Origin of the sequence: Stenotrophomonas sp. B2 (assembly GCF_014947095.1) — a bacterium.
Classification (GTDB): domain Bacteria; phylum Pseudomonadota; class Gammaproteobacteria; order Xanthomonadales; family Xanthomonadaceae; genus Stenotrophomonas; species Stenotrophomonas maltophilia_P.
In genome coordinates this window covers 121,150-145,678 of sequence record NZ_JADCQA010000009.1, presented here as the reverse complement: position 1 = coordinate 145,678, position 24,529 = coordinate 121,150, and the positions used below count along the sequence as shown (strand labels likewise).

General features: G+C 67.4%; 23 protein-coding genes. 6 read left to right on the top strand and 17 right to left on the bottom strand.

Going from position 1 to position 24,529, the window contains the following annotated elements; all coding sequences use genetic code 11:
• Positions 1-15: 15 nt before the first annotated feature.
• The 5 genes from IMX13_RS12590 to IMX13_RS12570 all read right to left on the bottom strand — a co-directional run bounded on the left by IMX13_RS12590 (position 16) and on the right by IMX13_RS12570 (position 4,450).
• Complete coding sequence (locus IMX13_RS12590) at positions 16-690, bottom strand: DUF484 family protein (protein ID WP_193396462.1); 675 nt, start codon at positions 688-690, stop codon at positions 16-18.
• On the bottom strand, positions 687-1,538 hold the full coding sequence (dapF, locus tag IMX13_RS12585; protein WP_193396461.1) for a diaminopimelate epimerase: 852 nt from the start codon (positions 1,536-1,538) through the stop codon (positions 687-689). Before dapF ends, IMX13_RS12590 begins: the two co-directional genes overlap by 4 nt.
• Positions 1,531-1,776 carry a lipoprotein gene (locus IMX13_RS12580; RefSeq protein WP_193396460.1) on the bottom strand — a complete coding sequence of 82 codons (246 nt, stop codon included), beginning with the start codon at positions 1,774-1,776 and terminating at the stop codon, positions 1,531-1,533. The genes dapF and IMX13_RS12580 overlap by 8 nt, the downstream gene beginning before the upstream one ends.
• An 85-nt stretch (positions 1,777-1,861) precedes the next feature.
• Positions 1,862-2,284 (bottom strand): YbaN family protein, encoded by a 423-nt coding sequence (locus IMX13_RS12575; RefSeq protein ID WP_053520181.1) that lies wholly within the window; start codon positions 2,282-2,284, stop codon positions 1,862-1,864.
• A 54-nt stretch (positions 2,285-2,338) separates the two neighbouring features.
• Positions 2,339-4,450, bottom strand: a complete 2,112-nt coding sequence (locus tag IMX13_RS12570; RefSeq protein ID WP_193396459.1) for a S9 family peptidase — start codon at positions 4,448-4,450, stop codon at positions 2,339-2,341.
• A 153-nt stretch (positions 4,451-4,603) separates the two neighbouring features.
• Here IMX13_RS12570 and IMX13_RS12565 point away from each other — a divergent pair, with 153 nt between their 5' ends.
• A complete protein-coding gene (locus IMX13_RS12565) occupies positions 4,604-5,788 on the top strand; it encodes a pyridoxal phosphate-dependent aminotransferase (protein WP_193396458.1) in 1,185 nt (394 codons plus the stop codon).
• A gap of 74 nt (positions 5,789-5,862) precedes the next feature.
• Here the strand turns inward: IMX13_RS12565 and IMX13_RS12560 are convergent, their stop codons facing one another.
• Both IMX13_RS12560 and IMX13_RS12555 read right to left on the bottom strand, forming a co-directional pair.
• Entirely contained in the window at positions 5,863-7,959 is a 2,097-nt protein-coding gene (locus tag IMX13_RS12560; RefSeq protein ID WP_053519813.1) for a prolyl oligopeptidase family serine peptidase, read from the bottom strand.
• Between the two features lie 68 nt (positions 7,960-8,027).
• Positions 8,028-8,348 (bottom strand): hypothetical protein, encoded by a 321-nt coding sequence (locus IMX13_RS12555; RefSeq protein WP_053519814.1) that lies wholly within the window; start codon positions 8,346-8,348, stop codon positions 8,028-8,030.
• A 128-nt stretch (positions 8,349-8,476) separates the two neighbouring features.
• On the opposite strand from IMX13_RS12555, the gene IMX13_RS12550 reads away from it, so the two are divergent.
• Positions 8,477-9,079: a lipocalin family protein gene (locus tag IMX13_RS12550; protein ID WP_193396457.1), complete on the top strand. Its 603-nt coding sequence runs from the start codon at positions 8,477-8,479 to the stop codon at positions 9,077-9,079.
• An 84-nt stretch (positions 9,080-9,163) separates the two neighbouring features.
• Here the strand turns inward: IMX13_RS12550 and IMX13_RS12545 are convergent, their stop codons facing one another.
• From IMX13_RS12545 to IMX13_RS12535, 3 genes are all read right to left on the bottom strand, one after another.
• Complete coding sequence (locus tag IMX13_RS12545) at positions 9,164-9,853, bottom strand: methionine ABC transporter permease (RefSeq protein WP_053519816.1); 690 nt, start codon at positions 9,851-9,853, stop codon at positions 9,164-9,166.
• The gene (locus IMX13_RS12540; protein ID WP_053519817.1) at positions 9,850-10,857 is read right to left on the bottom strand and encodes a methionine ABC transporter ATP-binding protein; all 1,008 of its coding nucleotides are present in this window, start codon (positions 10,855-10,857) and stop codon (positions 9,850-9,852) included. Before IMX13_RS12540 ends, IMX13_RS12545 begins: the two co-directional genes overlap by 4 nt.
• A 207-nt stretch (positions 10,858-11,064) precedes the next feature.
• Positions 11,065-11,961 (bottom strand): DMT family transporter, encoded by an 897-nt coding sequence (locus tag IMX13_RS12535; RefSeq protein WP_065175182.1) that lies wholly within the window; start codon positions 11,959-11,961, stop codon positions 11,065-11,067.
• Positions 11,962-12,080: 119 nt separating this feature from the next.
• Between IMX13_RS12535 and IMX13_RS12530 the strand changes: the two genes are divergently transcribed.
• A complete protein-coding gene (locus IMX13_RS12530) occupies positions 12,081-12,563 on the top strand; it encodes a YajQ family cyclic di-GMP-binding protein (RefSeq protein ID WP_053519819.1) in 483 nt (160 codons plus the stop codon).
• A gap of 35 nt (positions 12,564-12,598) precedes the next feature.
• On the opposite strand, the gene IMX13_RS12525 is transcribed toward IMX13_RS12530, so the two are convergent.
• The 3 genes from IMX13_RS12525 to IMX13_RS12515 all read right to left on the bottom strand — a co-directional run bounded on the left by IMX13_RS12525 (position 12,599) and on the right by IMX13_RS12515 (position 16,424).
• Complete coding sequence (locus tag IMX13_RS12525) at positions 12,599-13,696, bottom strand: helix-turn-helix domain-containing protein (RefSeq protein WP_065181776.1); 1,098 nt, start codon at positions 13,694-13,696, stop codon at positions 12,599-12,601.
• Positions 13,697-13,812: 116 nt separating this feature from the next.
• Positions 13,813-14,940 (bottom strand): NAD(P)-dependent alcohol dehydrogenase, encoded by a 1,128-nt coding sequence (locus tag IMX13_RS12520; protein WP_193396456.1) that lies wholly within the window; start codon positions 14,938-14,940, stop codon positions 13,813-13,815.
• Between the two features lie 17 nt (positions 14,941-14,957).
• Positions 14,958-16,424, bottom strand: coding sequence for a benzaldehyde dehydrogenase (locus IMX13_RS12515; protein ID WP_193396455.1), 1,467 nt, complete (start codon positions 16,422-16,424; stop codon positions 14,958-14,960).
• A gap of 193 nt (positions 16,425-16,617) precedes the next feature.
• On the opposite strand from IMX13_RS12515, the gene IMX13_RS12510 reads away from it, so the two are divergent.
• Together IMX13_RS12510 and IMX13_RS12505 are read left to right on the top strand one after the other, a co-directional pair.
• Complete coding sequence (locus IMX13_RS12510; protein ID WP_193396481.1) at positions 16,618-17,184, top strand: DUF1415 domain-containing protein; 567 nt, start codon at positions 16,618-16,620, stop codon at positions 17,182-17,184.
• Positions 17,181-17,984 carry an SDR family oxidoreductase gene (locus IMX13_RS12505; RefSeq protein ID WP_193396454.1) on the top strand — a complete coding sequence of 268 codons (804 nt, stop codon included), beginning with the start codon at positions 17,181-17,183 and terminating at the stop codon, positions 17,982-17,984. Before IMX13_RS12510 ends, IMX13_RS12505 begins: the two co-directional genes overlap by 4 nt.
• 57 nt (positions 17,985-18,041) lie before the next feature.
• On the opposite strand, the gene IMX13_RS12500 is transcribed toward IMX13_RS12505, so the two are convergent.
• Complete coding sequence (locus tag IMX13_RS12500; protein ID WP_193396453.1) at positions 18,042-20,072, bottom strand: M3 family metallopeptidase; 2,031 nt, start codon at positions 20,070-20,072, stop codon at positions 18,042-18,044.
• A 169-nt stretch (positions 20,073-20,241) separates the two neighbouring features.
• Between IMX13_RS12500 and IMX13_RS12495 the strand changes: the two genes are divergently transcribed.
• Complete coding sequence (locus IMX13_RS12495) at positions 20,242-20,646, top strand: hypothetical protein (RefSeq protein WP_053519825.1); 405 nt, start codon at positions 20,242-20,244, stop codon at positions 20,644-20,646.
• Positions 20,647-20,811: 165 nt separating this feature from the next.
• On the opposite strand, the gene IMX13_RS12490 is transcribed toward IMX13_RS12495, so the two are convergent.
• From IMX13_RS12490 to IMX13_RS19045, 3 genes are all read right to left on the bottom strand, one after another.
• Complete coding sequence (locus IMX13_RS12490; protein WP_164150644.1) at positions 20,812-21,924, bottom strand: PLP-dependent cysteine synthase family protein; 1,113 nt, start codon at positions 21,922-21,924, stop codon at positions 20,812-20,814.
• Positions 21,925-22,021: 97 nt separating this feature from the next.
• Entirely contained in the window at positions 22,022-23,833 is a 1,812-nt protein-coding gene (locus IMX13_RS19050; protein ID WP_343238036.1) for a 2Fe-2S iron-sulfur cluster-binding protein, read from the bottom strand.
• Complete coding sequence (locus IMX13_RS19045) at positions 23,830-24,522, bottom strand: PepSY domain-containing protein (protein WP_111186213.1); 693 nt, start codon at positions 24,520-24,522, stop codon at positions 23,830-23,832. Before IMX13_RS19045 ends, IMX13_RS19050 begins: the two co-directional genes overlap by 4 nt.
• Between the last annotated feature and the right edge of the window lie 7 nt (positions 24,523-24,529).

Genomic DNA, 24,529 nt, shown 5'->3' with positions numbered 1-24,529 from the left:
GCCGCCGCGCTCCGCTCAGTCCTGGAAGCGCTTGAGGCCGGTGGCCAGGGCCTCGCCCATCATGCGCAGGAACAGCGTGCCCATGCCCGGGTAGAAGCGGTTCGGGTCATGGCTGCCGACCGCGATCAGGCCGACACCCGGCAGCGGCAGCAGGGCGGTGGTCTGCACCTCCTCACTGCGCGCGCCATACAGCACCGCGTTCTTTTCCGGCTGCAGGCGGCCGCAGATCGGCTCGCCGTCCTTCAGGCAATCACGGAAGGGGCCCAGGCGTGGATCGTCGGCCGCGATGACCTGCAGCCATTCGGTCTGTTCCAGCCCGGCCACCGGCACGTGCACGACCAGCCGCACCAGATCACCCGCAAAATCCTCCTGCAGCGAGGCGGCCATCGCACGCAGGGTATCGGCGGCACTGCCCTGCTTCATCAGTGCCAGCGTCAGCTGGTGGGTGCGCACCGCCAGCCGTTCGTTGACCTGGGCGGTCGCGCCCAGATCCGCCAACCGTCGCGCCAGCTCGCGGTTCTTTTCCCGCAGCAGCTCCAGCTGGTAGCTGGCCAGCGATGCGGTCGGGCCGTCATCGCGCGGCACCACCAGGGTCAGCGCCAGGTCCGGAAACTGCTTGAGGAAGGCCGGATGGCGCCGCAACCAGGCAGCGACTTCATGGGCCCCGAGCTTGTCGACGGTCTCAGTCATGCGATCCACTCCCCTTCGAAGACGAATGCGGTGGGGCCGGCCATCACCACGGGCTGCCCCTCGCCCGGCCACTGGATGCGCAGTTCGCCGCCGGGCAGGCTGATGCGTGCATCGCGCTGCAGGCGACCGCGCTGCATGAGGGTGACTGCGGCTGCACAGGCGCCGCTGCCGCAGGCGAGGGTCTCGCCGACGCCCCGCTCGAACACGCGCAACCGCGCGTGGTCCGGCGCGATGACCTGGGTGAACCCCACGTTCACCGACTTCGGGAACGAGGCATGCTGCTGCAGCAGCGCGCCGACGCGCTCGACCGGCGCCGCATCAATCAGGCCCACCTCGATCACGGCATGCGGATTGCCCATCGACACCGCAGCAAACCGCACGCTCTCGCCCTGCAGCGGCAGCAGGTACTCCTCGCGCGGGTGGGCAAAGCCGACCAGCGGCACGCTGGCAGGTTCGAATGCGGGTACGCCCATGGTCACCGCATACTGGCCCTGGCCCAGCACCTGCACCGTATGGCTGGCCAGTGGGCTGTCGATGACGAATGCATCGCCCTGGGCACTGCCCTCGCGCACCAGCCAGGCCGCGATGCAGCGCGCGCCGTTGCCGCACTGCTCGGAATTGGAGCCATCGGCGTTCCAGATCCGGTACGAGGCGACCGAGCCTTCGACGCGCGGGGCCTCGATGGTCAGGATCTGGTCGCAGCCCACGCCGGTGTGGCGGTCGGCCAGGCGCGCGGCCAGCTGTGGCGTGGGCGGCGCGGTGCCTTCGCGCAGGTCGATCACTACGAAATCGTTACCCGCGCCGTGCATCTTGCTGAAACGCAGCGCGGTGGAACCGGTCTTACTCATTCCCGTCGTCCACCTTCTTCACCGGGTCCGGGGTCACCGACGGACTGCCGTCACCCGTGTCCTGGGTGGCAGGCGGGGTGGCTTCGCCGTCGGCATCGGTGGCCGGCTCGACGGTCTCTTCCACCGGCACCGGCTTCTGCGGCAGCACCAGCGGGCCCTTGTTGCCGCAGGCGGGCAGGAACAGCAGCGAGGCCGCTGCCAGCGGAATCAGGATGGCGTTTCGATGGGGAATCTTCATGCCCCGAGTATAGCCACTGCCGGCTGAGCGGTTGGTGGAGGGTACGGCCCTCCATGGCAGCGCCGGGCCATGCCCGGCGGAAGGGTCAGTCCTGCGGCGGCAGCGGCCGCGTCCACAGCCAGATCGCCACCACGGTCATGCTGCCGATGGAGAACCACTTCACCCAGGCGATCGGCACGCACCACAGCATGATCCCGGCGCAGACCGCCATGGTGATCGTGGCCATCCATTTGCCGTAGCGGCTGACCGCGCCATGCGCCTGCCAGTTGCTGATGGCCGGCCCGAAGCGCGGATGCTGCAGCAGCCAGGCATGCAGCCGCTCGGAGCCGCGCGAGGCGGCCCATGCCGAGATCAGGATGAATACGGTTGTCGGCAGCCCCGGCACGAAGATGCCGACAATGCCGGTGCCGAGACTGACATAGGCGAGCAGCCACCATGCCCAGCGGAAACGCACCGGCCGGCGGGTCGGGGCTGCGTCCTGGGCGGCAGGCGGTTCAGGCAGGCTCATGACCGCAAGGATAACGGTTCGGGGTGCCCGGCAACGCCCGGCACCCCGCCGCGATCACGGTGCTGCGATACCCAGCTGCTGCAGCACGAAGGCATACGATTCGGACAGCTCGCGGTAACGCTGGAAGCGACCCGACTTGCCGCCATGGCCGGCCTCCATGTTGGTGCGGAACAGGATCGGGTAATGGCCAGTGTTGTCGTCGCGCAGCCTGGCCACCCACTTGGCCGGTTCCCAGTACTGCACCTGCGAATCCCACAGGCCGGTACCGACGAACAGCGCCGGATAATCCTGCTTTCTGACATTGTCGTAGGGCGAGTACGAGAGCATGTAGTCGTAGTACTGCTTCTGCTCCGGGTTGCCCCACTCGTCGTACTCGTTGGTGGTCAGCGGGATGGTCGGATCCAGCATGGTGGTGACCACGTCCACGAACGGCACCTGCGCCACCATCACCCGGTAGTCCTGCGGCGCCTGGTTGGCCACCGCCCCCATCAGCAGGCCACCGGCACTGCCACCGGACGCGGCCACGCGATCCTTCGCCGCCCAGCCCTGCGCCACCAGTCCACGGGTAACGTCGATGAAGTCGTTGAAGGTGTTCTGCTTGTGCAGCAGCTTGCCGTTCTCGTACCAGTCGCGGCCCATCTCCTGGCCACCGCGGATGTGGGCGATGGCATACACCACGCCGCGATCGAGCAGGCTCACTGCCGTCTGGTTGAAGTACGGGTCCATCGACATGCCGTAGCTGCCGTAGGCGTACTGGAACAGCGCGCCCTTGCCGTCCTTCTGGTAGCCCTTGCGGTAGACCAGCGACACCGGCACCTTCACGCCATCGCGCGCGGTGATCCAGACGCGTTCGGTTTCGTACTTCGATGCGTCATAGCCGATCACCGGCTGCACCTTCAGCTGGCGGCGCTCGCCGGTGGCGGTGTTCAGCTCGAACACGGTGGTCGGGGTGGTCATCGAGGTGTAGACGTAGCGCAGCCATGGCGTATCGGCCTCGGTGTTATCGCCCAGGCCCATCGAGTACGCCGGCTCATCGGCCTTCACGTAGTCGCTGCGGCCATCCTTGAACAGCAGGCGGATGCGCTCCAGGCCTTCGGAACGCTCGGCAATGGCGGTGAAGCCATCAAACAGCTCGAATCCTTCGATGAACACCGCATCGTCATGCGCGATCCAGTCCTTCCACTGCGCACGCGAGGTGGCATCGGTCGGTGCGGTGACCAGTTTGAAGTTCTTTGCACTGTCGTTGGTACGTATCACCCAGCGGCCATCGTAGTGGTCGGCGTCGTACTCGACGTCGCGCTGGCGTGGCGCCAGCACGGTGAACGTGGTCGGGTCGCCGGCCGGCGCGTAGCGCTCTTCCGACGACACGGTACTGTGCACGCCGATGGTGATGAAGCGGTCGTCGCGGGTGCGGCCGATGCCCATGTAGAAGCTGTCGTCCTTCTCTTCGTAGACGACGGTGTCGGCGCTGGCCGGGGTGCCCAGCACGTGCTTTTTCACGCGCACGGTCAGCAGCGTTTCCGGATCGTTCTCGACGTACAGCACGGTGCGGTTGTCGTCGGCCCAGACCAGATCGCCGGAACTGCCGGTGATCACGTCGGGCAGCACCTGCCCGGTCCGCAGGTCCTTGAAGCGGATCGTGTACTGGCGACGGCCCACGTCATCGTCGGCCCAGGCCAGCAGCTGGTTGTCCTGGCTGACTTCCATCGAGCCGACATTGAAGTAGCCCTTGCCGGCGGCCATTGCGTTGACGTCCAGCAGCACTTCTTCGGCGGCATCCATGCTGCCCTTGCGGCGTGCGTGGATCGGGTAGTCCTGCCCGGTCTCGAAGCGGCTGTAGTACCAGTAGCCGCGCTCGCGCGCCGGCACGCTGGAATCATCCTGCTTGATGCGGCCGACGATTTCCTTGTACAGCGCGTCTTCCAGCGGCTTCAATGGCGCCAGCACCTGGTCGGCATAGGCGTTCTCGGCCTGCAGGTAGGCCAGCATGTCCTTGTTCGCGCGCTTGTCGTCACGCAGCCAGTAATAGTCGTCGTTGCGGGTCGCGCCGAACGGGGCCTTGACCTCGTGCGGATGCCGGGCGGCGTCCGGCGGAACAGGCAGGGGGGCGGCGGTAGCGGTGCTGGTCATCAGGCTGGCGAGCAACAGGCAGAGGGTGGACTTCATGAGATAAGGCTCCAGGCGCTTCAATGCAATGGTCTTCGACGGGATCGGTTCCCTTTCCCCGAACAGCGATCTGACCCCAATCCCGTCGGCACCACAACCCTGCAGGTCGTCACGGTGCGGGTCCGCTGGCAGCGGTCGGCGTACCATGGGCGCATGAGTACCCTGCCCCACCCGCCGGTCTACAGCCGGCGCAGCCATGAAATCGCTCCTTTCCACGTGATGTCCCTGCTGGCCCGCGCGCAGGCGCTGGAACAGGCCGGCCACGATGTCATCCACCTGGAGATCGGCGAACCGGACTTCACCACGGCCGGGCCGGTGGTGCGTGCCGGCCAGGCGGCCCTGGCCGCCGGGCACACGCGCTACACCGCCGCACGCGGCCTGCCTGCGCTGCGTCAGGCGATCAGCGGTTTCTATCGCAGCCGTTACCGGCTGGATGTGGATCCGGAACGCATCCTGGTCACTCCTGGCGGCTCCGGCGCGCTGCTGCTGGCCAGCAGCCTGCTGGTCGACCCGGGCCGGCACTGGCTGCTGGCCGATCCCGGCTATCCCTGCAACCGGCATTTCCTGCGCCTGGTGGAAGGTGCCGCACAGCTGGTCCCGGTCGGTCCACAGACCGCCTACCAGCTCACACCCTCGCTGGTGCAACAGCACTGGAATACGGACAGCGTCGGCGCACTCGTCGCCTCGCCGGCCAACCCCACCGGCACGGTGCTGTCGGCCGATGAACTTGCGGCGCTGTCACGCGCACTGCACGCACGCGGCGGGCACCTGGTGGTGGACGAGATCTATCACGGCCTGACCTACGGCGTGGACGCCGCCAGCGTATTGCAGGTCGATGACAGCGCGTTCGTGCTGAACAGTTTCTCGAAGTACTTCGGCATGACCGGCTGGCGCCTGGGCTGGCTGGTGGCGCCGCCCGCAGCGGTGCCCGAACTGGAGAAGCTGGCGCAGAACCTGTACATCAGTGCGTCGAGCATCGCCCAGCATGCAGCCCTGGCCTGTTTCACCGATGAATCGATGGCGATCTTCGAACAGCGACGGGAGGCCTTCCGCCAGCGTCGCGATTTCCTGTTGCCGGCGCTGCGCGAGCTGGGCTTCCGCATCGAGGTGGAGCCGCAGGGCGCGTTTTATCTGTATGCCGATGTCAGTGCGTTCACCGATGATGCCCAGGCGTTCTGCGCACACTTCCTCGAAACCGAGCATGTGGCCTTCACCCCGGGCCTGGATTTTGGCTTCCACCGCGCCAACCAGCATGTGCGCCTGGCCTATACCCAGGAAATCCCGCGGCTGCAGGAAGCGGTGGAGCGCATCGCGCGCGGGCTGCAACATCTCCGGTAGCGCCGGGCCATGCCCGGCGAGCGCGCAGCGCCGCCCATGAAAAACGCCGCCCGGGGGCGGCGTTTTTCATTTCGTCATTTACCGCCCAGGCGCTCCCACAGGAAGCTGTAGGCCAGGGCCGCCATGTGCGCGGCCTGCGCGTTGTTGGCTGCGCCGCCATGACCACCTTCGATGTTCTCGTAGTAGGTCACATCCTTGCCGGCATCGATCATCTTCGCCGCCATCTTGCGGGCATGGGCCGGGTGCACGCGGTCATCGCGGGTGGAGGTGGTGAACAGCACCGGCGGGTAGTTCTTCTTCGCGTCGAACAGGTGGTACGGCGAGAAGGTCTTGATGAACTCCCAGTCGCTGGTATCGGGGTTGCCGTACTCGGCCATCCACGACGCGCCGGCCAGCAGGTGGCTGTAGCGCTTCATGTCCAGCAGCGGAACCTGCACCACCACCGCACCGAACAGTTCCGGGTACTGCGTCAGCATGTTGCCGGTCAGCAGGCCGCCGTTGCTGCCGCCCTGCACGCCCAGGTGCCTGGCACTGGTGATCCTGCGCTTGACCAGATCCTGTGCCACCGCGGCCATGTCCTCGTAGGCCTTGTGACGATTCTGCTTCAGCGCCGCCTGGTGCCAGCGTGGGCCGTACTCACCGCCACCACGGATGTTGGCGACCACGTACACACCGCCCTTCTCCAGCCAGGCGCGGCCCATGCCACCGGAATAGCTGGGTGTCAGCGAAATCTCGAAACCGCCGTAGCCGTACAGCAGGGTCGGATTGGAGCCGTCCAGCTTCATGTCCTTGGCATGCACCACGAAGTACGGCACACGGGTGCCATCCTTGCTGGTGGCGAAGTGCTGCTCGATCACCTTGCCCTCGGCATTGAAGAAGGCCGGCATGGTCTTCAGCGTTTCCGGTGCCTTGCCGATCTCGGCCAAAGCCAGGGTGGTCGGCGTCAGATAGTCGGTGGCGGTCAGCCAGACCGCATCGCTGTCGTCGCTGTCCACTGCGCCCACGGCCAGAGTGCCGAATGCCGGCGCGCCGACAAACGCGCTCTTCTGCCAGCCATTGGCGCCCGGGGTCAGCACGGACAGGCGATTCTTCACATCGTCCAGCACGTTCAGGACGAGGTGGTTCTTGGTCCAGGTCGCACCGGCCAGCGAGGTGGTCGCGGTCGGGGTGAACAGGACCTCGAAGTCACGCTTGCCGGCCAGGAAGTCATCGAGCCGGGTCGCCAGCAGCGAGCCGGACGCGTAGGTCTTGCCGCCCACGGTCCAGGCGTCGCGCAGCTCCAGGGTCAGCCACTGCTTGTGCAGGCCCTTCTCGGCGGAGTTCGGCGCATCGATCTTGGTCAGCGTGCCATCGTCGCCGCGCAGGTAGACCTCATTGTTGTAGAACGCCAGCGTGCGGCTGACCAGGTTGCGCTCGAAGCCCGGGGTGTCATCGTGCATCGCCGCGATGTACATGTCCTCCGGCTTGCCTTCGTACACCACGCTGGCCGACGACATCGGCGTCCCACGCTTCCACAGCTTGGCCACGCGCGGGTAGCCGGAGGTGGTCATGGTGCCGGCACCGAAATCGGTGTAGACGAACACGGTATCGCGATCGATCCAGTTCAGGCCGCCCTTCGACTCGGGACGGAAGAAGCCATCCTCGATCCAGCGCTTCGTCGACAGATCGAACTCGCGGGTGACATCGGCATCCGCGCCGCCGCGTGACAGCGCGATCAGGCAGCGGCTGTAGTCCGGGCGCAGGCAGTCGGCGCCGTGCCAGACCCAGTTCTCGCCCTCGGCCTTGTTCAGTGCGTCCAGGTCAAGCACGGTTTCCCACTGCGGCGAGGCCTTGCGGTACTCGGCCAGGGTGGTGCGCCGCCACAGGCCACGTTCGTGCTGCTTGTCCTTCCAGAAGTTGTAGTAGTAGTCGCCGATCTTCTGCACGCCGGGAATCTTGGCATCCGAATCGAGCACCTCACGGATGCTGGCCTCCATCTGCCTGAAGGCCGGAGTCTGCGCCAGGCGCGCCTCGGCCTTGGCGTTCTGTTCCTTGACCCAGGACAGCGGCTTGTCGCCGGTGACGTCCTCCAGCCAGGCATAACGGTCGGTATCTTCAGCAGCCACGGCGGTCCCCACCGAGGCAGCGGTCATCATGCCAGCCAGCAGGCAGGCGGAAGCGAGTCGTGACATTGCAGCTCCAGGCAGTCATAAGCCGTGGAACGCTAGCACGGATCCGGACACCGCCCCCGTGTCGAAGGTCAGGCCGCCGCCGTCGCGCCGCGTCGGCCGCGCGCGCCGGCTGCCCTCCGGCGGCGCGCCTGTCCACCGGTACGACGCGACGACCGCCGCCGCAGCGACGGCAATGGGCAGCGCAGCAACGCCCACCAGGCCACCAGCGGCATGCCGATCAGCCACAGGGGCAGCCAACCCAGCCAGGCACTGCTGCCACGGGCGGCCGGCCACACCAGGACCAGTGCGACGCCGGCCAGTGCCAGATGCTGTACACCCCGCAGCAGGCGCGGATCGGCGCGTTCGCTGACGCGTTCAGTCGAGGGGCGGCGTGTGAGGCGTGCGCTCATGCGGGTTTCTCCGGTGGACAATGCAACACAGCTTGGGCAAGGGCCTTCTCATACGCTGCGACACCATTGACGGACCGCGTGCACACAGTCGACCATGCGCGTGCAAGCCCACTGGAGCCCGCTCCCGCATGACTTCGATCCGCCCGCTCTGCGCCGTGCTGCTGGCCCTGTCCCTGGCGGGCCCGGCGCTGGCTGCCAGCGATCCGCCGTCGCCGCGTGCCGCGGCGGCCCGCGCCCCCGATCCGAACGCGCCGATCGACCTGCAACGTTTCATGGGCACCTGGTACGTGATCGGCCGCGTACCGAACTTCGTCGAGCGCGGTCACGTTGCCAGCGTCAACGAGTACGCGCTGCGCGACGATCACAAGGTTGCCATCACCTACCGCTACCGCAACGGCTTCAGCGAACCGCAACAGGAGATCCGCGCCCGTGCCAGCGTCGACCCGGACAGCGGCAACCATGGCTGGCGGACCTGGTTCTACCGCGTGGTGCCGACCCATTCGCGCGTTCTGGAAGTGGCGCCGGATTACTCCTGGGCACTGATCGGCTATCCGGGCCGCGAGATGGCGTGGATCTTTGCCCGTCGGCCTGACATGGACAAGACGCTGTACAAGGAGCTGGCCGAGCGCCTGCGCGACGAGTACGGAGTGAATACCGACAAGCTCAAGCGGGTGCCGCAGCGCCCGGACCAGGTCGGCAAACGGGGCTATGACGGCCCCAACGCGCGGTGAGCCGACGCCGCCGGGCATGGCCCGGCGCTACTGGAACGTCCGCGTGGCAGGGTAGCGCCGGGCCATGCCCGGCGGACGTGCCGGTTACCTGCGGGTGTAATGTGCGACCAGACGGTCGCCTAGCATCTGCAGCAGCTGCACCAGCACCAGCAGCAGCACCACGGTCACCAGGGCGACGTCGGTGTGCGAACGCTGGTAGCCATCACGGAACGCCAGATCGCCCAGGCCGCCCGAGCCGATCGCACCGCCCATGGCGGTGAAGCCGATCAGCGCAACGGTCGTGACCGTGGCACCTGCGATCAGGCCCGGCCGCGCTTCCGGCAGCAGCACACGGGTGACCAGCTGCCAGGTGGTTGCGCCCATCGCCTGGGTCGCCTCGATCACCCCACGGTCCACTTCGCGCAGCGCGGTTTCCACAAGCCGCGCATAGAACGGTGCGGCGCCGATCACCAGGGGCACGATCGCACCGCGAACACCCAGCGACGTCCCCATCATGAACAGCGTCACCGGAATCAGCACGATCATCAGGATGATGAAGGGCACCGAACGCAGCAGGTTGACCACCAGCGCCAGCACGCCATAGGCGAACGGACGACGCTTCATCTGCGGCGCACCGAACAGGTACAGCAGCACGCCCAGCGGCAGCCCGATGGCCAGGGTCAAGGGCAGCGAACCGGCCAGCATCAGCAGGGTGTCGATGGTGGCCTGGCCGATATCGGCCCACTTGCCGGCGTCCAGGTGGCGGAAGAATCCGTCTGCAGCAGCAATGATCATCGACGCAGTTCCTCGACATGCACGCCAGCGGCCACGAACGCGGCCTGCGCGGCGGCGTGATCGCCACCGACCAGGGCCACGACCAGTTGGCCATACGGTGTGTCCTTGATCCGGTCGATACGCCCGGACAGGATGTTGTAATCGACCCCGGTCTGGCGCGCGATGCTGCCCAGCAGGGGTTCGTAGGTATCGCCACCGAGGAAGGTCAAGCGCACGATGCGCCCACTCACGGCGTCGAAATCACGGTGCAGCGTTCCTTCGTCCACATGCTCCGATTCGCTGACGAAACGGCGGGTGGTGGGATGCTGCGGATGCAGGAACACCTGGGTGACCGGACCGGTCTCCACCAGCTGGCCGGCATCGAGCACCGCCACCCGGTCGCAGACGCGGCGGATCACATCCATCTCGTGGGTGATCAGCACGATGGTCAGGCCCAGCTCGCGGTTGATCTTCGACAGCAGCGCCAGCACCGACGCGGTGGTCTGCGGGTCGAGAGCACTGGTGGCCTCGTCGCACAGCAGGATCTGCGGGCGGGTGGCCAGGGCACGGGCGATGCCCACGCGCTGCTTCTGGCCTCCGGACAGCTGCGCCGGGTACTTCTGTGCGTGTGCCTGCAGGCCGACGGTCTGCAGCAGTTCGGCCACCCGGCTGTCGATCTCCGCCTTCGGTGTACCGGCCAGCTCCAGCGGGAAGGCGACGTTGCCCGCCACCGTGCGCGAGGACAGCAGGTTGAAGTGCTGGAAGATCATGCCGATTCGCCGGCGCAGCGAGCGCAGGCCGTCGGCATCCAGCGTGGTGATGTCCTCGCCTCCGATCAGCAATCGGCCACCGGAAGGCTCTTCCAGGCGGTTGATCATGCGGATCAGCGTCGATTTGCCGGCACCGGAATGACCGATGATGCCGAAGACCTCGCCGGCCTCGATGGTCAGGTCCAGCGGTTGCAGCGCGCTGACCGCGCGGCCGGCAACGGCATAGGATTTGTGCAGGCGCTGGAACTCGATCACGGGAGCGGCTCACCGGCAGGCGACAGAAGGGGGCGTGCAGCCTACCAGCGCCGGCGGTCGCGCGCCCGCGCCATGGGCCAGAATGTTATTCCTTTTGGTTCTAAGACGCCTACTCCGGCCGGGTTCCGGGGTCAGAGCCCCTGTGGGCTCTGACCCCGGGGTCGGATCCCCGCAGGGGCTCTGACCCCGCTCCCCTGCCAAACCGGTTCAGGGATGATCCAGCGGCTTCGGCGGCTGCTGGCGGTTCACCCGCTCGCGGTGCAGCAGGTACAGGCCCGACGCCACGATGATCGCCGCCCCCACCCAGGTGTAGCCGTCCGGCAACTGCCCCCAGAAAGCCAGATCCCATCCGATCACCCAGACCAGGCCGCTGTACTCCAGGGGCGCGATCATGGATGCCTCGCCCAGCTGGAAGGCCTTGGTCAGGGCGATCTGACCCAGCGCACCGGCCAGCCCCATGCCCGCGATCAGCGGCGCGTGCGCCAGCAGCAGCGGCCTCCAGCCGGGAATCGCCAGCAGGCCCGCGCCGATCGCCATGATGACCAGGAACCAGACCACCATCGACTGCGAGGTGTCGGTACGGGTCAGCAGGCTGACCGTGATCGCGGCAACGGCGTAGGCGGTGGCCGCGGCCAGCACCATCAGGCCCGGCACCGAGATGAACCCATCCACGCCGGGCCGCAGCACCACCAGCACGCCGACCAGGCCGATGCCGATGGCCACCCAGCGACGCGGTCCGACCCGTTCGCCCAGCAGCGGCACCGACAGGGCCGCGATCAGCAGCGGCGCGACGAAGTAGATGGTGTAGGCGGTGGACAGTGGCAGATCGCGCAACGCGAACACGAAGCAGCCGATCATCGCCATGCCCAGCGCGCCACGCAGCAGATGCAGGCCCCAGCGACGTGGCACCAGCGAACGCGGGCCCGCGCTGACCAGCACCCAGACCAGCACGAACGGCAACGACGCCGCGCCGCGCAGGAAGGTCACCTGCAGGGTGGGATAGCTGGCCGCCAGCTGCTTCATGCCGGCGTCCATCAGGGAGAAGCAGGCGACCGCGGCGACCATCCAGGCCACCGCGCGCGAGGGGGAGCGTTGCACGTTCATGGCCCATTATCGCCGAGCCGGCGGCGGGATGCCGTTGCAGCGATGCCCAGCGCCACGGAAAGCGGGCAGGCTGGCCGGCGCGATAGAATGTCCGCACTGAATTCCGTGGAGCATCGCCCATGCCTTCCTTCGACGTCGTCTCCGAAGTCGACACCCACGAGCTGACCAACGCCATCGACCAGGCCAACCGCGAACTGAGCACCCGCTTCGATTTCAAGGGCGTGGACGCCAAGTTCGAGCGTGATGGCGATGTCATCAACCAGTTCGCGCCGACCGAGTTCCAGCTCAAGCAGATGAACGACATCCTGCGTGCGCGTCTGGCAGCGCGCGGCATCGACGTGCTGAGCCTGGAGTTCGGCGACATCGAGACCAATCTGGCGCAGGCGCGGCAGAAGATCACCGTCAAGCAGGGCATCGAGCAGAAGGTGGCCAAGAAGATCGCCGCCGCACTGAAGGACGCCAAGCTGAAGGTGGAAAGCCAGATCAATGGCGACAAGCTGCGCGTGCAGGGCAAGAAGCGCGACGATCTGCAGGACGCGATCGCAGTACTGAAGGCCGGCAAGTTCGAGCTGCCGCTGCAGTTCAACAATTTCCGCGACTGACTGCTCCGCCGGGCGTGGCCCGGCACCGCGCTCGATCAATCACGCAGCAGCTTGTACAGCGTGGTGCGCGAGATGCCCAGCTGACGTGCGGCCAGACTGAGATTGCCGTCCGCCGCCTGCGCCGCCCGGCGCGCCGCTTCACGCTGCTGATCGCGCAGCGCCGGCGCCGCCATCGTCGCCGGTGAAGACCGTCGCACGCTGTTGCCAGCGACCTTGCGCGGCGCCTGCAGATGCTGCAGGTAGACCGCACTGCCCTCGCCCAACCGGACCCGATGCGGCGCCCCCGGCTGCAGCAGGCGCCGCCGCTGTGCGGCACTGGCGCCGGCAAACACCGCTGCAATATCCAGCAACGGCAGTGGCCCGCGCCGCGGCAGGCCCAACAGACGCCGGGCCACACGGTTGGCGGCGCGCAGCTGGCCATCCTCCTGCACCGCCAGCAGCCCCTGCAAGGGTGACGCCAGCCAGCGCGGATCATGCTGCAGCGCCAGCAGGTGCACATCGGCAAGCGTGTGGAACAGGCGATTCTCGCTGGCCAGTGCGGCCTGCCGGAAATAGCCCTGCAGCAGCGAAGGATCGCGCTCACCCAGCCCGGTGATATCGATCACTCCGCATACCCGCCCGTCGAGATCGTGCAGGGGTTCACTGAGGCAGAACACCGGAGCGAAACGCTGCAGGTAATGTTCATTGCCGCGCACCAGCGCTGGCAGGTCGTCGGCCAGGCTGACCGCCGGCGCGGTGGTGCCGATCTCGCTTTCGCCCAGCCGCCGCCCGACCTGGATCGGCCGCAGCAGGGGCGAGTCTTCCAGGCCATGCGCCTGCTGCGCGATCACCATGCCCTCGCGGTTGGCGCAGAACATCGTCCAGCCACGTCCGCCGAAAGCGGCCCACAGCTGTTCCAGCTCCGGTTGCACGCAGCGTGCCAGGCGACGGTCGTCGCGCTGTGGCAGATGCCGGCCATCGCTCTGCAGCGGCAGGTAGACCGGTTCCTGCCCGGGCTGCAGGCCAGCCGCGCGCGAGCGCATCCACGACTGCTGCAAGGGCTGCGGCAACACGCTCAATGAACGCGCGTCGCCCTCTGCAAAGGCCGCGCGTGCCGCTACCAGCTGCTGTTGCCCGACGGAGGTTGCGATCATGGGCGCAGCGTACACCCGCCAGCGGCAACGCCACGTTACGCTCCGATGAGGTATTGGCCTGCGGTTGCCGCCCATCCGGCAGGTGCAGGGCGAAGCCCTGCAGCCCTGCCCTCAGATCACGCCGCGATGCGCAGGATCGGCTTCAGGGTGATGCCCCGGGTGCTGTCCTCGGCCGCCTGGTTGATCTGCTCCAGCGGGTAGAACTTCACCAGCCTGTCGAACGGGAAGCGGCCCTGCTGGAACAGCGTGACCAGCTGCGGAATGAACACCTGCGGCACACTGTCGCCTTCCACGATGCCACGGATGCTGCGGCCACCCAGCAGCAGGTTGTTCACGTCGAAACTGGCGGTGGTGCCCAGCTTTGGTGCACCGACCACGCCCATCATGCCCAAGCCCCCCAACGCCTCGATACCCGCAGAGAGCACCTCCGGGCGACCGGTCGATTCCAGCGCGAAATCAGCGCCACCGCCGGTGATGGCGCGCACGGCCTCGACCACATCGGTCTCGCGGCTGTTGACCACGTGGGTGGCGCCCAGCTCCAGCGCGAGTGCCAGCCGCGACGGCACCACATCGATGGCGATGATGGTCGTGGCACCGGCGACCTTGGCCGCCATCACCGCACTCAGACCGACTGCGCCGGCACCGTAGCTGGCAAAACTGCTGCCCGAGCGTACCTTCAGCGAATTGAGTACCGCGCCGGCACCGGTCTGGATGCCGCAGCCCAGCGGGCCCAGCAGTTCCAGAGGCGCATCGTCGGGCACTTTGATCGCATTGATCTCGCGCGCCAGCGCATAGGTGGCAAACGAAGACTGCGCGAAGAAATGGTCGTGCAACGGCTGACCCTGCGCATCGGTGATGGCGGTATGGCCGTGGCCATCATCGCCACCAAAGTTCAGCGCGAAGAAATCCCTGCAGTAGGCGCCATGACCGCCCCGGCACGGATTGCAGTGGCCGCAGGCGCCATAGGTCAGCACCACGTGATCACCTGCTTTCAGTTCCCTTACGTTGGGGCCGACCGCCTCCACGACGCCGGCGCCTTCGTGACCCAGCACCGCGGGCAGCGGCACCGGGTAGTACTGATCGCGCACGATCAGGTCGGTGTGGCACAGGCCGGTGGCTACCACCTTCACCAGGACCTCATCCTCCCGCGGGCCACGCAGCCGGGCCTGCTCGATGACGAAGGGTTGTTCCTTGCCGCGGACCACTGCAGCGGTGATCTCGCGTGTTGCCGTGTTGTCGTTCATCGTGATGGCTCCTTCGATCAGATCGGATAAGCGGGCGCCTCGCCCTTGACGGTCAACCACTGCCACTGCGTGAACTCCTCCCAGTTGGCGGGGCCGCCGATACTGGTGCCATTGCCGGATGCTCCGACGCCGCCAAAGGGATTGATCACCTCGTCGTTCACGGTCTGATCGTTTATGTGCAGCAGCCCGGTGCGCAGGCGCTCACCGAGCTTCAGTGCGCGGCCGACATTGCTGGAAACGATGGCCATCGAAAGGCCGTACTCGCTGTCGTTGGCCAGGCGCACGGCATCGTCGTCATCGTCGAACGGCACCACCACCGCCACCGGCGCGAAGATTTCTTCGTTGAACGCCGGATTGTCAGCAGAGACGTTGCCAAGCACGGTCGGCGCGAAGAACAGATCGCGATGGGTACCTCCGGCCTCCAGCGAGGCACCGGCCTGCACTGCCTGCTCGACCACGCGCGTGGCGTGGTCGCGCTGGCCGGCATTGATCAGCGGACCGATCGCCACGTCTTCGCGCGCCGGATCGCCCACCTTCAATGAATTGGCCTTGGCCACCAGCTTCTGCAGGAACGCGGAGTGGATCTTCCGCTGCACCAGCACGCGGCCGGTCGCCATGCAGATCTGGCCCTGATGCAGGTAGACCCCCCACGCGGTGTTGGCCACCGCCAGGTCGAGGTCGGCATCATCGAGGATGATCAACGAGTTCTTGCCGCCCAGCTCCAACGAGACCTTCTTCAGATGCTTGCCCGCCGCCTCTCCGACCTTGCGCCCGGCGGCGGTGGAGCCGGTGAACTGGATCATCGCCACGTGCGGATCGCTGGTCAGCGCAGCGCCGGCCGCGCCATCACCGGGCAGCATGTGCAGAACGCCTGCCGGCAGGCCGGCCTGCTCGAACAGGCGTGCGATCACCGCCCCGCCGCACACCGCTGTGCGCGGGTCAGGTTTGAGTACCACCGCGTTGCCCAGCGCGATGGCCGGCGCCACCGCGCGCATGGCCAGATACAGCGGAAAGTTGAAAGGCGAGATAACCCCTACCACACCCAGCGGTCGGCGCCGCGCCAGATTCAGTCGGCCCGGCTCGGAAGGCAGAATCTCGCCGGTGCTGCGCGACGGCAGCGCCGCAGCCTCGTGCAGTGCCTTGATGGTCACCTTGGCCTCAAAACCTGCCTTCAGGCGGGTGGAGCCGCTTTCGCGTACCAGCCATTCGACCAGGGTGTCGATGTGTTCTTCGGCCAGGCGTGCCGCTTTGCGCAGCACTTCAGCGCGCTGTTCGTACGGAGCCGCCGCCCACGCCTGCTGCGCCTGCGCAGCGGCCGCCGCCGAGCGCGCCACCTGCGCCGGGTCGGCCAGGCCGATCTGACCGAGCGTGTTACCGGTGGCCGGCTCGATCACCGGCTGCCGTTGCGCGGCCGCCTGCCACCGGCCGTCGAAGAGGGCGCCGGCCCAAAGGGCGTCCGGCAGCCACGGAGTAGATGCAGTCATGGGTGTCCTCCTGTGTCGTGCGTCCATTCCACGCCTACCGCCCGCAGCAGGCAATCGGCCATCTGCCGGTGGCCTGCAAAGGCTTGAATCGGCGGGGATTTGCAGCATGGCGACTGTCCAGTTCCTGCACAGTGAACAGCGCAGCGGCGGCACACTGCCTACAATGGCGACCTCGCCCGCCGATGTGCCCGCCATGACCGATATCGCCCTGCCCACCGACGACCCGATCGCCGCCACCCGCCTGTGGCTGGAGCGCATCGTCATCGGCCTGAACCTGTGTCCGTTCGCCAAGGCCGTATATGTGAAGGACCAGGTCCGCTTCGTGCTCAGTGATGCCACCACCCCCGAAGCACTGGTCGAACAGCTGGCCGAGGAACTGGTGCTGCTGCGGGACACGCCGGCCGAGCAGATCGACACCACCCTGATCGTGCACCCGCAGGTGCTGACGGATTTCCTGGACTACAACGACTTCCTCGACAACGCCGACGCGGCGATCGAGGCGCTCGATCTGCGGGGCATCCTGCAGGTGGCCAGCTTCCATCCGGACTACCAGTTCGAAGGCGTGGCCGCCAACGACGCCAGCAATTACACCAACCGCGCGCCCTATCCCACGCTGCACCTGCTGCGCGAGGACAGCGTGGCACGCGCGGTGGACGCCTTCCCCGATCCGGACGTGATCGTCGAGCGCAACATCCAGACGCTGGACCGCATCGGCGTGGACGGCTGGCATCGCCGCCTGCGTGGCGAAGACCTGTCATGAGCGCGGCTCCGCCGATCGCTGCCTGGCCTGCCGCGCCGCTGGCGGGCAAGGTGGTGCTGGTCACCGGTGGCGCCAATGGCATCGGCCGCGGCATCGCCCAGGCCGTGCTCGGTGCCGGCGGCCGCGTGCTGATCGGCGATCTGGATACGGAAGCCGGCCACGCCTGCCTGGCCGAATGGCAGCGCGATGACGATGCGGCGTTCCAGCCCCTGGACATCACCGACGAAGCCAGCGTGCGCGCGTTCATCGCCACGGCGGTGCAGCGGTTTGGCGGCATCGATGGCCTGGTCAACAATGCCGGCATCGCCGGTGCGCACGGTACGCCGCTGCAGGACATGGCGTGGGACGAATGGCAGCGCCGCCTGTCATCGCTGCATGGCGCTTTCCTGTGCAGCCGGCATGCCCTGCCGGCACTGTCATCCGGTGGCGCCGGCGCCATCATCAACATCGCCTCGACCCGCGCCCGGCAGTCCGAAGCCCATAGCGAAGCCTATGCCGCGGCCAAGGGCGGACTGGTGGCATTCACCCACGCGCTGGCAGTCAGCGCCGGACCGGCGGTACGGGTGAACAGCATCAGTCCGGGCTGGATCGGCACCAGCGAGTGGCAGGCGCCCTCCCGGCGCCATGCGCCCGAGTATTCGGCCATCGACCACGCACAGCATCCGGTCGGCCGCGTCGGCCGCCCGGAAGACATCGGCGCGCTGGCGGTGTACCTGTTGTCGCCGCTGTCCGGATTCACCACCGGCCAGGATTTCATCGTCGACGGCGGCATGACCCGCAGGATGATCTACGCCGAGTGACCGATGCCCGTCGAGGGGTGCCCGCCATGGGGGGCACCCCTCACAGCCGACGTGGGATCAGGCCATGCCCGAATGGCGCAGCAGCGCATCGATCTGCGGCGCACGGCCACGGAAGGCCTTGAAGTTCTCGGCCGCTGGACGGCTGCCCCCGCGCGAGAGGATCTCGTCGCGGAAACGTGCACCGGTCGCGGCCAATGCCTGCGGTGCTTCCTCGAACGCCGCATAGGCATCGGCACTGAGCACCTCGGCCCATTTGTAACTGTAGTAGCCGGCCGCATAGCCACCGGCGAAGATGTGGCTGAACTGATGCGGGAAGCGGTTCCAGGCTGGCGGATGATTCACCGCCACTTCGCCGCGCACGCGCTCCAGCAGTGCCAGCACGCTGTCCTGCGTGGGCTCGAACTGGCTGTGCAGAAGCATGTCGAACAGACCGAACTCCAGCTGGCGGACAGTCGCCATGCCGCTGTGGAAATTGCGCGCGGCCAGCATGCGCTCATACAGCGCACGTGGCAGCGGTTCACCCGTCTCCACGTGCGCAGTCATGCGCTGCAGGTGGTCCCATTCCCAGCAGAAGTTCTCCATGAACTGGCTGGGGAGCTCCACCGCATCCCATTCCACGCCATTGATGCCGGCCACGCCCAGCTCACCAATCCGGGTCAGCAGCTGGTGCAGGCCATGGCCCATTTCATGGAACAGCGTGGTCACTTCATTGTGGCTGAACGTAGCAGGCCTGCCGTTGGCGCCGCGACCGAAGTTGCACACCAGGTACACCAGCGGCGTCTGCGCGCTGCCATCGGCACGCTCGCGCCGGTTGCGGCAATCGTCCATCCACGCACCGCCGCGCTTGCCCTCACGGGCGTACAGATCCAGATAGAACTGGCCTACCAGCGCGTCCTGCGCATCGACCAGGCGGAAGAAGCGTACGTCCTCGTGCCAGACCGGCGCGCTGTCCTCCTGCACGCGCAGTCCATACAGCTGCTCGATCACCGAGAACAATCCACCCAGCACCTTCGGCTCGGTGAAGTACTGTTTCACCTCCTGCTCGGAATAGCTGTAGCGCGCCTGCTTCAGGCGGTCGGCCGCGAACGCCAGGTCCCAGGCCTGCAGGCTGTCGATGCCCAGGTGGTCACGCGCGAACTGCTCCAGTTCGGCACGGTCTCTGGCCGCGAACGGCTTGGCGCGCGACGCCAGGTCACGCAGGAAGCCCAGCACTTCGGCCGGGTCCTGCGCCATCTTGGTGGCCACCGAGTAGTCGGCGTAGGAATCAAAGCCGAGCAGTGCGGCCAGTTCGGCCCGCAGGGCCAGGATGCGGTCGATGTTGCCGCTGTTGTCCAACGCGTCATCGCCGAATTCGGAAGCGCGCTGCGCGCTGGCCCGGTACAGGATCTCGCGCAGGTCACGATCTTCGGCCCAGGTCTGTACCGGCAGGTAACACGGCATCTGCAGCGTCAACTTCCAACCGTCCCTGCCATCGTTCGCCGCTGCCGCACGCGCGGCAGCCTTCACGTCGTCCGGCACGCCGGCCAGGCGTGCTTCGTCTTCCACGATCAACGACCACGCATCGGTGGCATCCAGCACGTTCTGCGAGAACTTCGCGGACAGCGCCGACAGTTCTTCCTTGATCGCGGCGAACCGCTGCTGGGCGTCCGGCGCCAGCTCCGCGCCCCCCAGGCGGAAGTCGCGCAGCGTATTGTCCAGCACCTTGCGCCGGGCCTCATCGAACGACCCCGCCTCCGGGCCGGTGGCCAATGCCTGGTACTGGCGGTACAGCGCCAGGTTCTGGCCCAGCGCACTGGCGAAGCGGGTCACCCGCGGCAGGTTGCTGTTGTAGGCCTCGCGCAGTTCCGGCGTGTTGACCACGCCCTGCAGGTGGCCGACCAGGCCCCAGGCGCGCCACAGCCGCTCGGTGGCATCGTCCAGCGGGACCACGAAGGTATCCCAGCGGACCGGCTGCACCTGTTCGGCTGCGTTGACGGCGGCCTCGGCCTCGGCCAGCAGCACGTCCAGCGCCGGCGCCACGTGCTCGGGGCGGATCGCCTCGAAGCGCGGCAGGCCGGAGAAATCGAGCAGGGGGTTGGCAGCGGTCACGGCAGATCTCCAGTTACGGGCCCGAGGAGCGGGCAGCCCAGTCGATATGGCGCTGGCCGGAGCCGCAGACAAGGGGGGCGCGCCGATCATTCACGTCGGCCTTACGGGGTCGCGCGGAAGCTCTGGGTGCGGGGGAGTCCGCAGCGGAACATGCCGATAGAGGCCCCACATGGAAGGTCTGGCTCAGGTTGCGACCGCGTTGCCGGTCCGGTCGCTGGCGCTGTCTGCCAGCGCGGAGGAGTTGTCCTGGATCGCCACATTGTGCGATCCCGGCGATGATGCCCGGCGCCATCTGCAGGAGCTGCAGGTGCTCATGCAGCAGGGCGGCATCCTCAACGATGAGCAGGAGTGGTACCCGTTCGAGGTGATCGAACGCGGTGCCCGCCACCTGCACCCGGGGCACGAGCGTGAGTTCGTGATCTGCGTGCTGCTGTGGCTGCAGGCGCTGGCCCAGGACCGCATCAGCAGCCTGGACCCACGGCTGCACCTGGATGATCGCGCGATGGACATCGAGGCGCTGCCTGATGCGCTGCGCGATGTGGTGCTCGACGCGTTCACTGCGGCGGGATACTGATCGGGATGCGCCGCTGCGCTCGCCGGGCGTGGCCCGGCGCTACCGGGATCGACGGGCTCTGATACGCCGCTGCGCTCGCCGGGCGTGGCCCGGCGCTACCGGGATCGACGGGCTCTGATGCGCCGCTGCGCTCGCCGGGCGTGGCCCGGCGGAGGCACCGCAGGCTTACAGCGCTTCCAGGCTGCAGCACGGCAGCGCAGGCAGGCCCTGACCCGCCACGGCCGCGGCCAGCTGCGCATCGGCACCGTCCACATCGATGCCCTGTCGTGCGTACCACGCCGGGTCGTAATAGCTCTGCGCGTAGCGCTCGCCACTGTCGCACAGGATGCTGACGATGCTGCCGTGGCGGCCGGCGTCGCGCATCCACTGCGCCGCCTGCAGCACACCGATGAAGTTGGTGCCGGTGGAGCCTCCCACGCGCCGACCGAGCTGCCGGCTGACGTGGCGCATGGCTGCCAGGCTCAATGCATCCGGCACCTTCACCATCGCATCGACGCTGGTTGGAATGAAGCTCGGCTCCACCCGCGGTCGGCCGATGCCTTCCACACGGGAGCCACCGCTGCAGGTCAGGTCACGCCACTGCTGCTCGCCCGCCACCGCCGCCTGGTAGCCCTCGAAGAACACCGAGATCTCCGGATCCGCGCAGAGGATGCGGGTGTCGTGCCGACGGTAGCTGACATAGCGGCCCAGCGTGGCCGCAGTGCCGCCGGTGCCTGGGCTGCACACGATCCACTCGGGTACCGGGCTGGGCTCTTCGGCCATCTGCTTGAAGATGGACTCGGCGATGTTGTTGTTGGCGCGCCAGTCGGTGGCCCGTTCGGCGTAGGTGAACTGGTCCATGAAGTGACCGCCGGTTTCGCGCGCCAGCCGTTCCGATTCGCAGTTGAGATCACAGGCGCGCTCGACCAGGTGGCAGCGGCCACCATGGAATTCGATGGCAGCGATCTTTTCCGGAGAGGTCGTGGCCGGAATCACCGCGATGAAGGGCAACCCCAGCAGGCGTGCGAAATACGCTTCGGACACCGCGGTCGAGCCGCTCGACGCCTCGATCACCGGCCGCCCTTCGCGCAGCCAGCCGTTGGCCAGCGCGTACAGGAACAGCGAACGCGCCAAGCGGTGCTTGAGGCTGCCGGTGGGGTGGCTGGATTCATCCTTCAGGTAGACATCGATGCCTTCGAACCCGGGCAGCGCCATCGGGATCAGGTGGGTATCGGCGGACCGGTTGAAATCGGCTTCGATCTTGCGGATGGCCGCAGCCACCCAGGCGCGCTGGGACATGGAACGCCACTTCGGTGAGTACAGCTGCGCATTCTACTCCGCCCGCACCGCTGCAACGGGCGCCGCGGCCGCCCTGCACGGCCACGGCGCCTCCACTTCAGATCTTGAAATCGTCGTATGCGATCCGCTCTTCCGTCACCCCCAGCCGCTGCAGCAGCTGCCGGGTCGCGGCCAGCATCGGTGGTGGCCCGCACAGGTAGAACTCGCAGCCGGAAAGATCCGGATGCCGCTGCAGCAGATCCTCATGGATGGCGTCATGCACGCGCCGGCCAGTTCCCTGCCCGGACCAGACGGGATGCCAGCTGAAGTTCGCGTGCGCTGCCTGCAGGGCCTGCATCTGCGCCATGTAGGGGCAATCGCGATCGCTGCGGGCACCGTACCAGTAGTGGATGCGCTCCTGCCCTCCCTCGGAAAGCCGATGTTCGATCATCGCCCGCAGCGGTGCCATGCCGGCGCCGGCTCCGATGAAGATCTTTTCCCGGGACACGCCGCTGAGCGCGAAATCACCGAACGGTCCGCTGTAGCGGACGCGATCGCCGGGGCGCAACGCGTACAGATAGCTGGACCCTTTGCCCGGCGGATGCCGCTTGCCCTGCTGCCAGCCGGGGCTGAACCGGGCCAGCAACACCAGGCGCCCCGCTTCGGCGGCAACCGGCATCGCCAGCGAGTACGAACGACGCACCGCCGCCTTGTTGTGCAGGGTTTCCGGCAGGGCCAACGGTGCCCAGTCCTGCCGGTGTTCGTCCGGATGCCAGAGCGCGGAACGGGGCAGCTCGTATTCGGGCACATGCAGCTGCAGGTAGCAGCCGGGTTGATAGAGTGCGTCGGCGGCGTGGTCCGGACGCAGGTGGATCTCGCGCAGGAACGGGGTCACCGCTTCGATCCGCTCGACCGTTGCCTCATGCTCGGTCCACAGGCTGGCACCGCCGGCTACCTCGATCTCCATATCCGCCTCCACCTGCAGGTTGCAGGCGAGCCGGCAGCCGACCTTCAGGCGCGATCCGGCCAGGTGCGCCCGATCTGCGGCGGAAGGGGTTCCAGCCTGTCCACGGACCCGGACTTCGCACAGTCCACAGCTCTGCCCGCCGCCGCAGTTGGAAGGCAGGTTCACGCCTTCGCGGGCCAGCGCCAGGTAGACACTGTCCCCCTGCGCCGCGGCCACGGTGCGCAGGTGCGTGCCTCCCGGGGCGAACACTGCCAACTGCCGGCGGCTGCGCCATCGATGTGGAACGAACTCATGCAGGCGGACGCTTGCCAGCAGCAGCCACGCGCCGGTCAAGGCCATCCACAGCCCCCCCAGCCCCATCCCCACCACCAGCGGATTGTTGAAGTTGGCCCGCGCCGCGTAGTCCATGATATGCAGCATCCAGAACACATCGAACAGCCGCCACGTTGCGGTGCGATGCTCGAGCACCTGTCCACTGTCGGCGGACACGTAGACGGTGGTGTCCTGCGCATCACCGAAGTCCACCCGCCAGACCGGATCGGGATGGCTGCGCGTCTCCAGACTGTGCGCCAGATGCACCGGCACTGCGGGCACGCCCTGGCCACGGTAGGCGGCCTGCGCGACGCGCAGCGCGATCACCGGATCGATGGTGATGCGCCTGCCATCACGCGCATCGATCACTTCGGTGCCTTCCGCTGACTGCAGTCGATACACCGGCGTCTGCAGCAGCCAGCCGCTGTCCAGGGTCGCGGCCGGCCATCGTGCGGCTCGCAGTGCGTCGGCCGGTGAGACGCTGTCTGCCGGCCATGCCGGGGGCGCCGCGGGCGCAGCCCGCTGCGAAGTGCCAGCGATCCGGTCCGGGTCAAGCAGGCTCATGCCCAGTCCACTGCCGAGCCAAACCAGGAACTGCAGTCCGACCAGCACCCCGATCCACCTGTGCAACCGGCGCAGCCACGGCGTCATGCGCGCCTCCTCTGGCCGAAGCTGTAGAACAGCAGCCACACGCCACTGAGACCGAATGCCAGTCCGATCACCGATGCGACGCGCAGCAGGCCATTGTTGACGTCGGTGCGCTGCTCGTAGTCCATGATGTGGAACATCCACAGGAAATCGAACCAGCGCCACAGGCTGTGCCGGCGCGCCAGCAGTTCACCGCTGTCCGGTGACAGGTACAGCGTGGTGCTTCCGCGGTCAGCGAAATGGACGGCCCACATCGGCACCGGTCGCGTCTTCACTTCCGACGGCGCACGGGTCACCCATTCCACCCGCGCGACCTCGCCTGCGCCCTGGTACAGCGCTGTGGCCAGCGCGATGGCGCCATCCCGGTCCAGCCGCGGCAGGCGCTCTCCACTGCGGGCATCGACCAGGAAGCGTTCCGGTCCGCGCTGGACGTCGTAGACCTCACGCTCCAGCAGCCGCTTGAGGCGGAACGACTGCAGGCCGGGATAACGCGCGGCCAGCACATCGACACCGACCCGATCATGCGCCGGCGCCAGCGGTTCGCCACGGACATGCGCCAGGTGGTCGCCATGGATCACCTGCAGCGGCACCACGGTCATGTAGACCCCGCTGAGCATCCACAGCAGCGCCTGCACACCGATCACCAGTCCGATCCATTTGTGGGCGCGGCGCGCCCAGAATGCGGGTTTCATCTACCTT

Excerpts from the sequence above, each read along its gene's own strand:
- IMX13_RS12590 (WP_193396462.1), bottom strand. The coding sequence starts at position 690 with ATGACTGAGACCGTCGACAAGCTCGGGGCCCATGAAGTCGCTGCCTGG.
- dapF (WP_193396461.1), bottom strand. The coding sequence starts at position 1,538 with ATGAGTAAGACCGGTTCCACCGCGCTGCGTTTCAGCAAGATGCACGGC.
- IMX13_RS12580 (WP_193396460.1), bottom strand. The coding sequence starts at position 1,776 with ATGAAGATTCCCCATCGAAACGCCATCCTGATTCCGCTGGCAGCGGCC.
- IMX13_RS12575 (WP_053520181.1), bottom strand. The coding sequence starts at position 2,284 with ATGAGCCTGCCTGAACCGCCTGCCGCCCAGGACGCAGCCCCGACCCGC.
- IMX13_RS12570 (WP_193396459.1), bottom strand. The coding sequence starts at position 4,450 with ATGAAGTCCACCCTCTGCCTGTTGCTCGCCAGCCTGATGACCAGCACC.
- IMX13_RS12565 (WP_193396458.1), top strand. The coding sequence starts at position 4,604 with ATGAGTACCCTGCCCCACCCGCCGGTCTACAGCCGGCGCAGCCATGAA.
- IMX13_RS12560 (WP_053519813.1), bottom strand. The coding sequence starts at position 7,959 with ATGTCACGACTCGCTTCCGCCTGCCTGCTGGCTGGCATGATGACCGCT.
- IMX13_RS12555 (WP_053519814.1), bottom strand. The coding sequence starts at position 8,348 with ATGAGCGCACGCCTCACACGCCGCCCCTCGACTGAACGCGTCAGCGAA.
- IMX13_RS12550 (WP_193396457.1), top strand. The coding sequence starts at position 8,477 with ATGACTTCGATCCGCCCGCTCTGCGCCGTGCTGCTGGCCCTGTCCCTG.
- IMX13_RS12545 (WP_053519816.1), bottom strand. The coding sequence starts at position 9,853 with ATGATCATTGCTGCTGCAGACGGATTCTTCCGCCACCTGGACGCCGGC.
- IMX13_RS12535 (WP_065175182.1), bottom strand. The coding sequence starts at position 11,961 with ATGAACGTGCAACGCTCCCCCTCGCGCGCGGTGGCCTGGATGGTCGCC.
- IMX13_RS12530 (WP_053519819.1), top strand. The coding sequence starts at position 12,081 with ATGCCTTCCTTCGACGTCGTCTCCGAAGTCGACACCCACGAGCTGACC.
- IMX13_RS12525 (WP_065181776.1), bottom strand. The coding sequence starts at position 13,696 with ATGATCGCAACCTCCGTCGGGCAACAGCAGCTGGTAGCGGCACGCGCG.
- IMX13_RS12520 (WP_193396456.1), bottom strand. The coding sequence starts at position 14,940 with ATGAACGACAACACGGCAACACGCGAGATCACCGCTGCAGTGGTCCGC.
- IMX13_RS12515 (WP_193396455.1), bottom strand. The coding sequence starts at position 16,424 with ATGACTGCATCTACTCCGTGGCTGCCGGACGCCCTTTGGGCCGGCGCC.
- IMX13_RS12510 (WP_193396481.1), top strand. The coding sequence starts at position 16,618 with ATGACCGATATCGCCCTGCCCACCGACGACCCGATCGCCGCCACCCGC.
- IMX13_RS12505 (WP_193396454.1), top strand. The coding sequence starts at position 17,181 with ATGAGCGCGGCTCCGCCGATCGCTGCCTGGCCTGCCGCGCCGCTGGCG.
- IMX13_RS12495 (WP_053519825.1), top strand. The coding sequence starts at position 20,242 with ATGGAAGGTCTGGCTCAGGTTGCGACCGCGTTGCCGGTCCGGTCGCTG.
- IMX13_RS12490 (WP_164150644.1), bottom strand. The coding sequence starts at position 21,924 with ATGTCCCAGCGCGCCTGGGTGGCTGCGGCCATCCGCAAGATCGAAGCC.
- IMX13_RS19050 (WP_343238036.1), bottom strand. The coding sequence starts at position 23,833 with ATGACGCCGTGGCTGCGCCGGTTGCACAGGTGGATCGGGGTGCTGGTC.
- IMX13_RS19045 (WP_111186213.1), bottom strand. The coding sequence starts at position 24,522 with ATGAAACCCGCATTCTGGGCGCGCCGCGCCCACAAATGGATCGGACTG.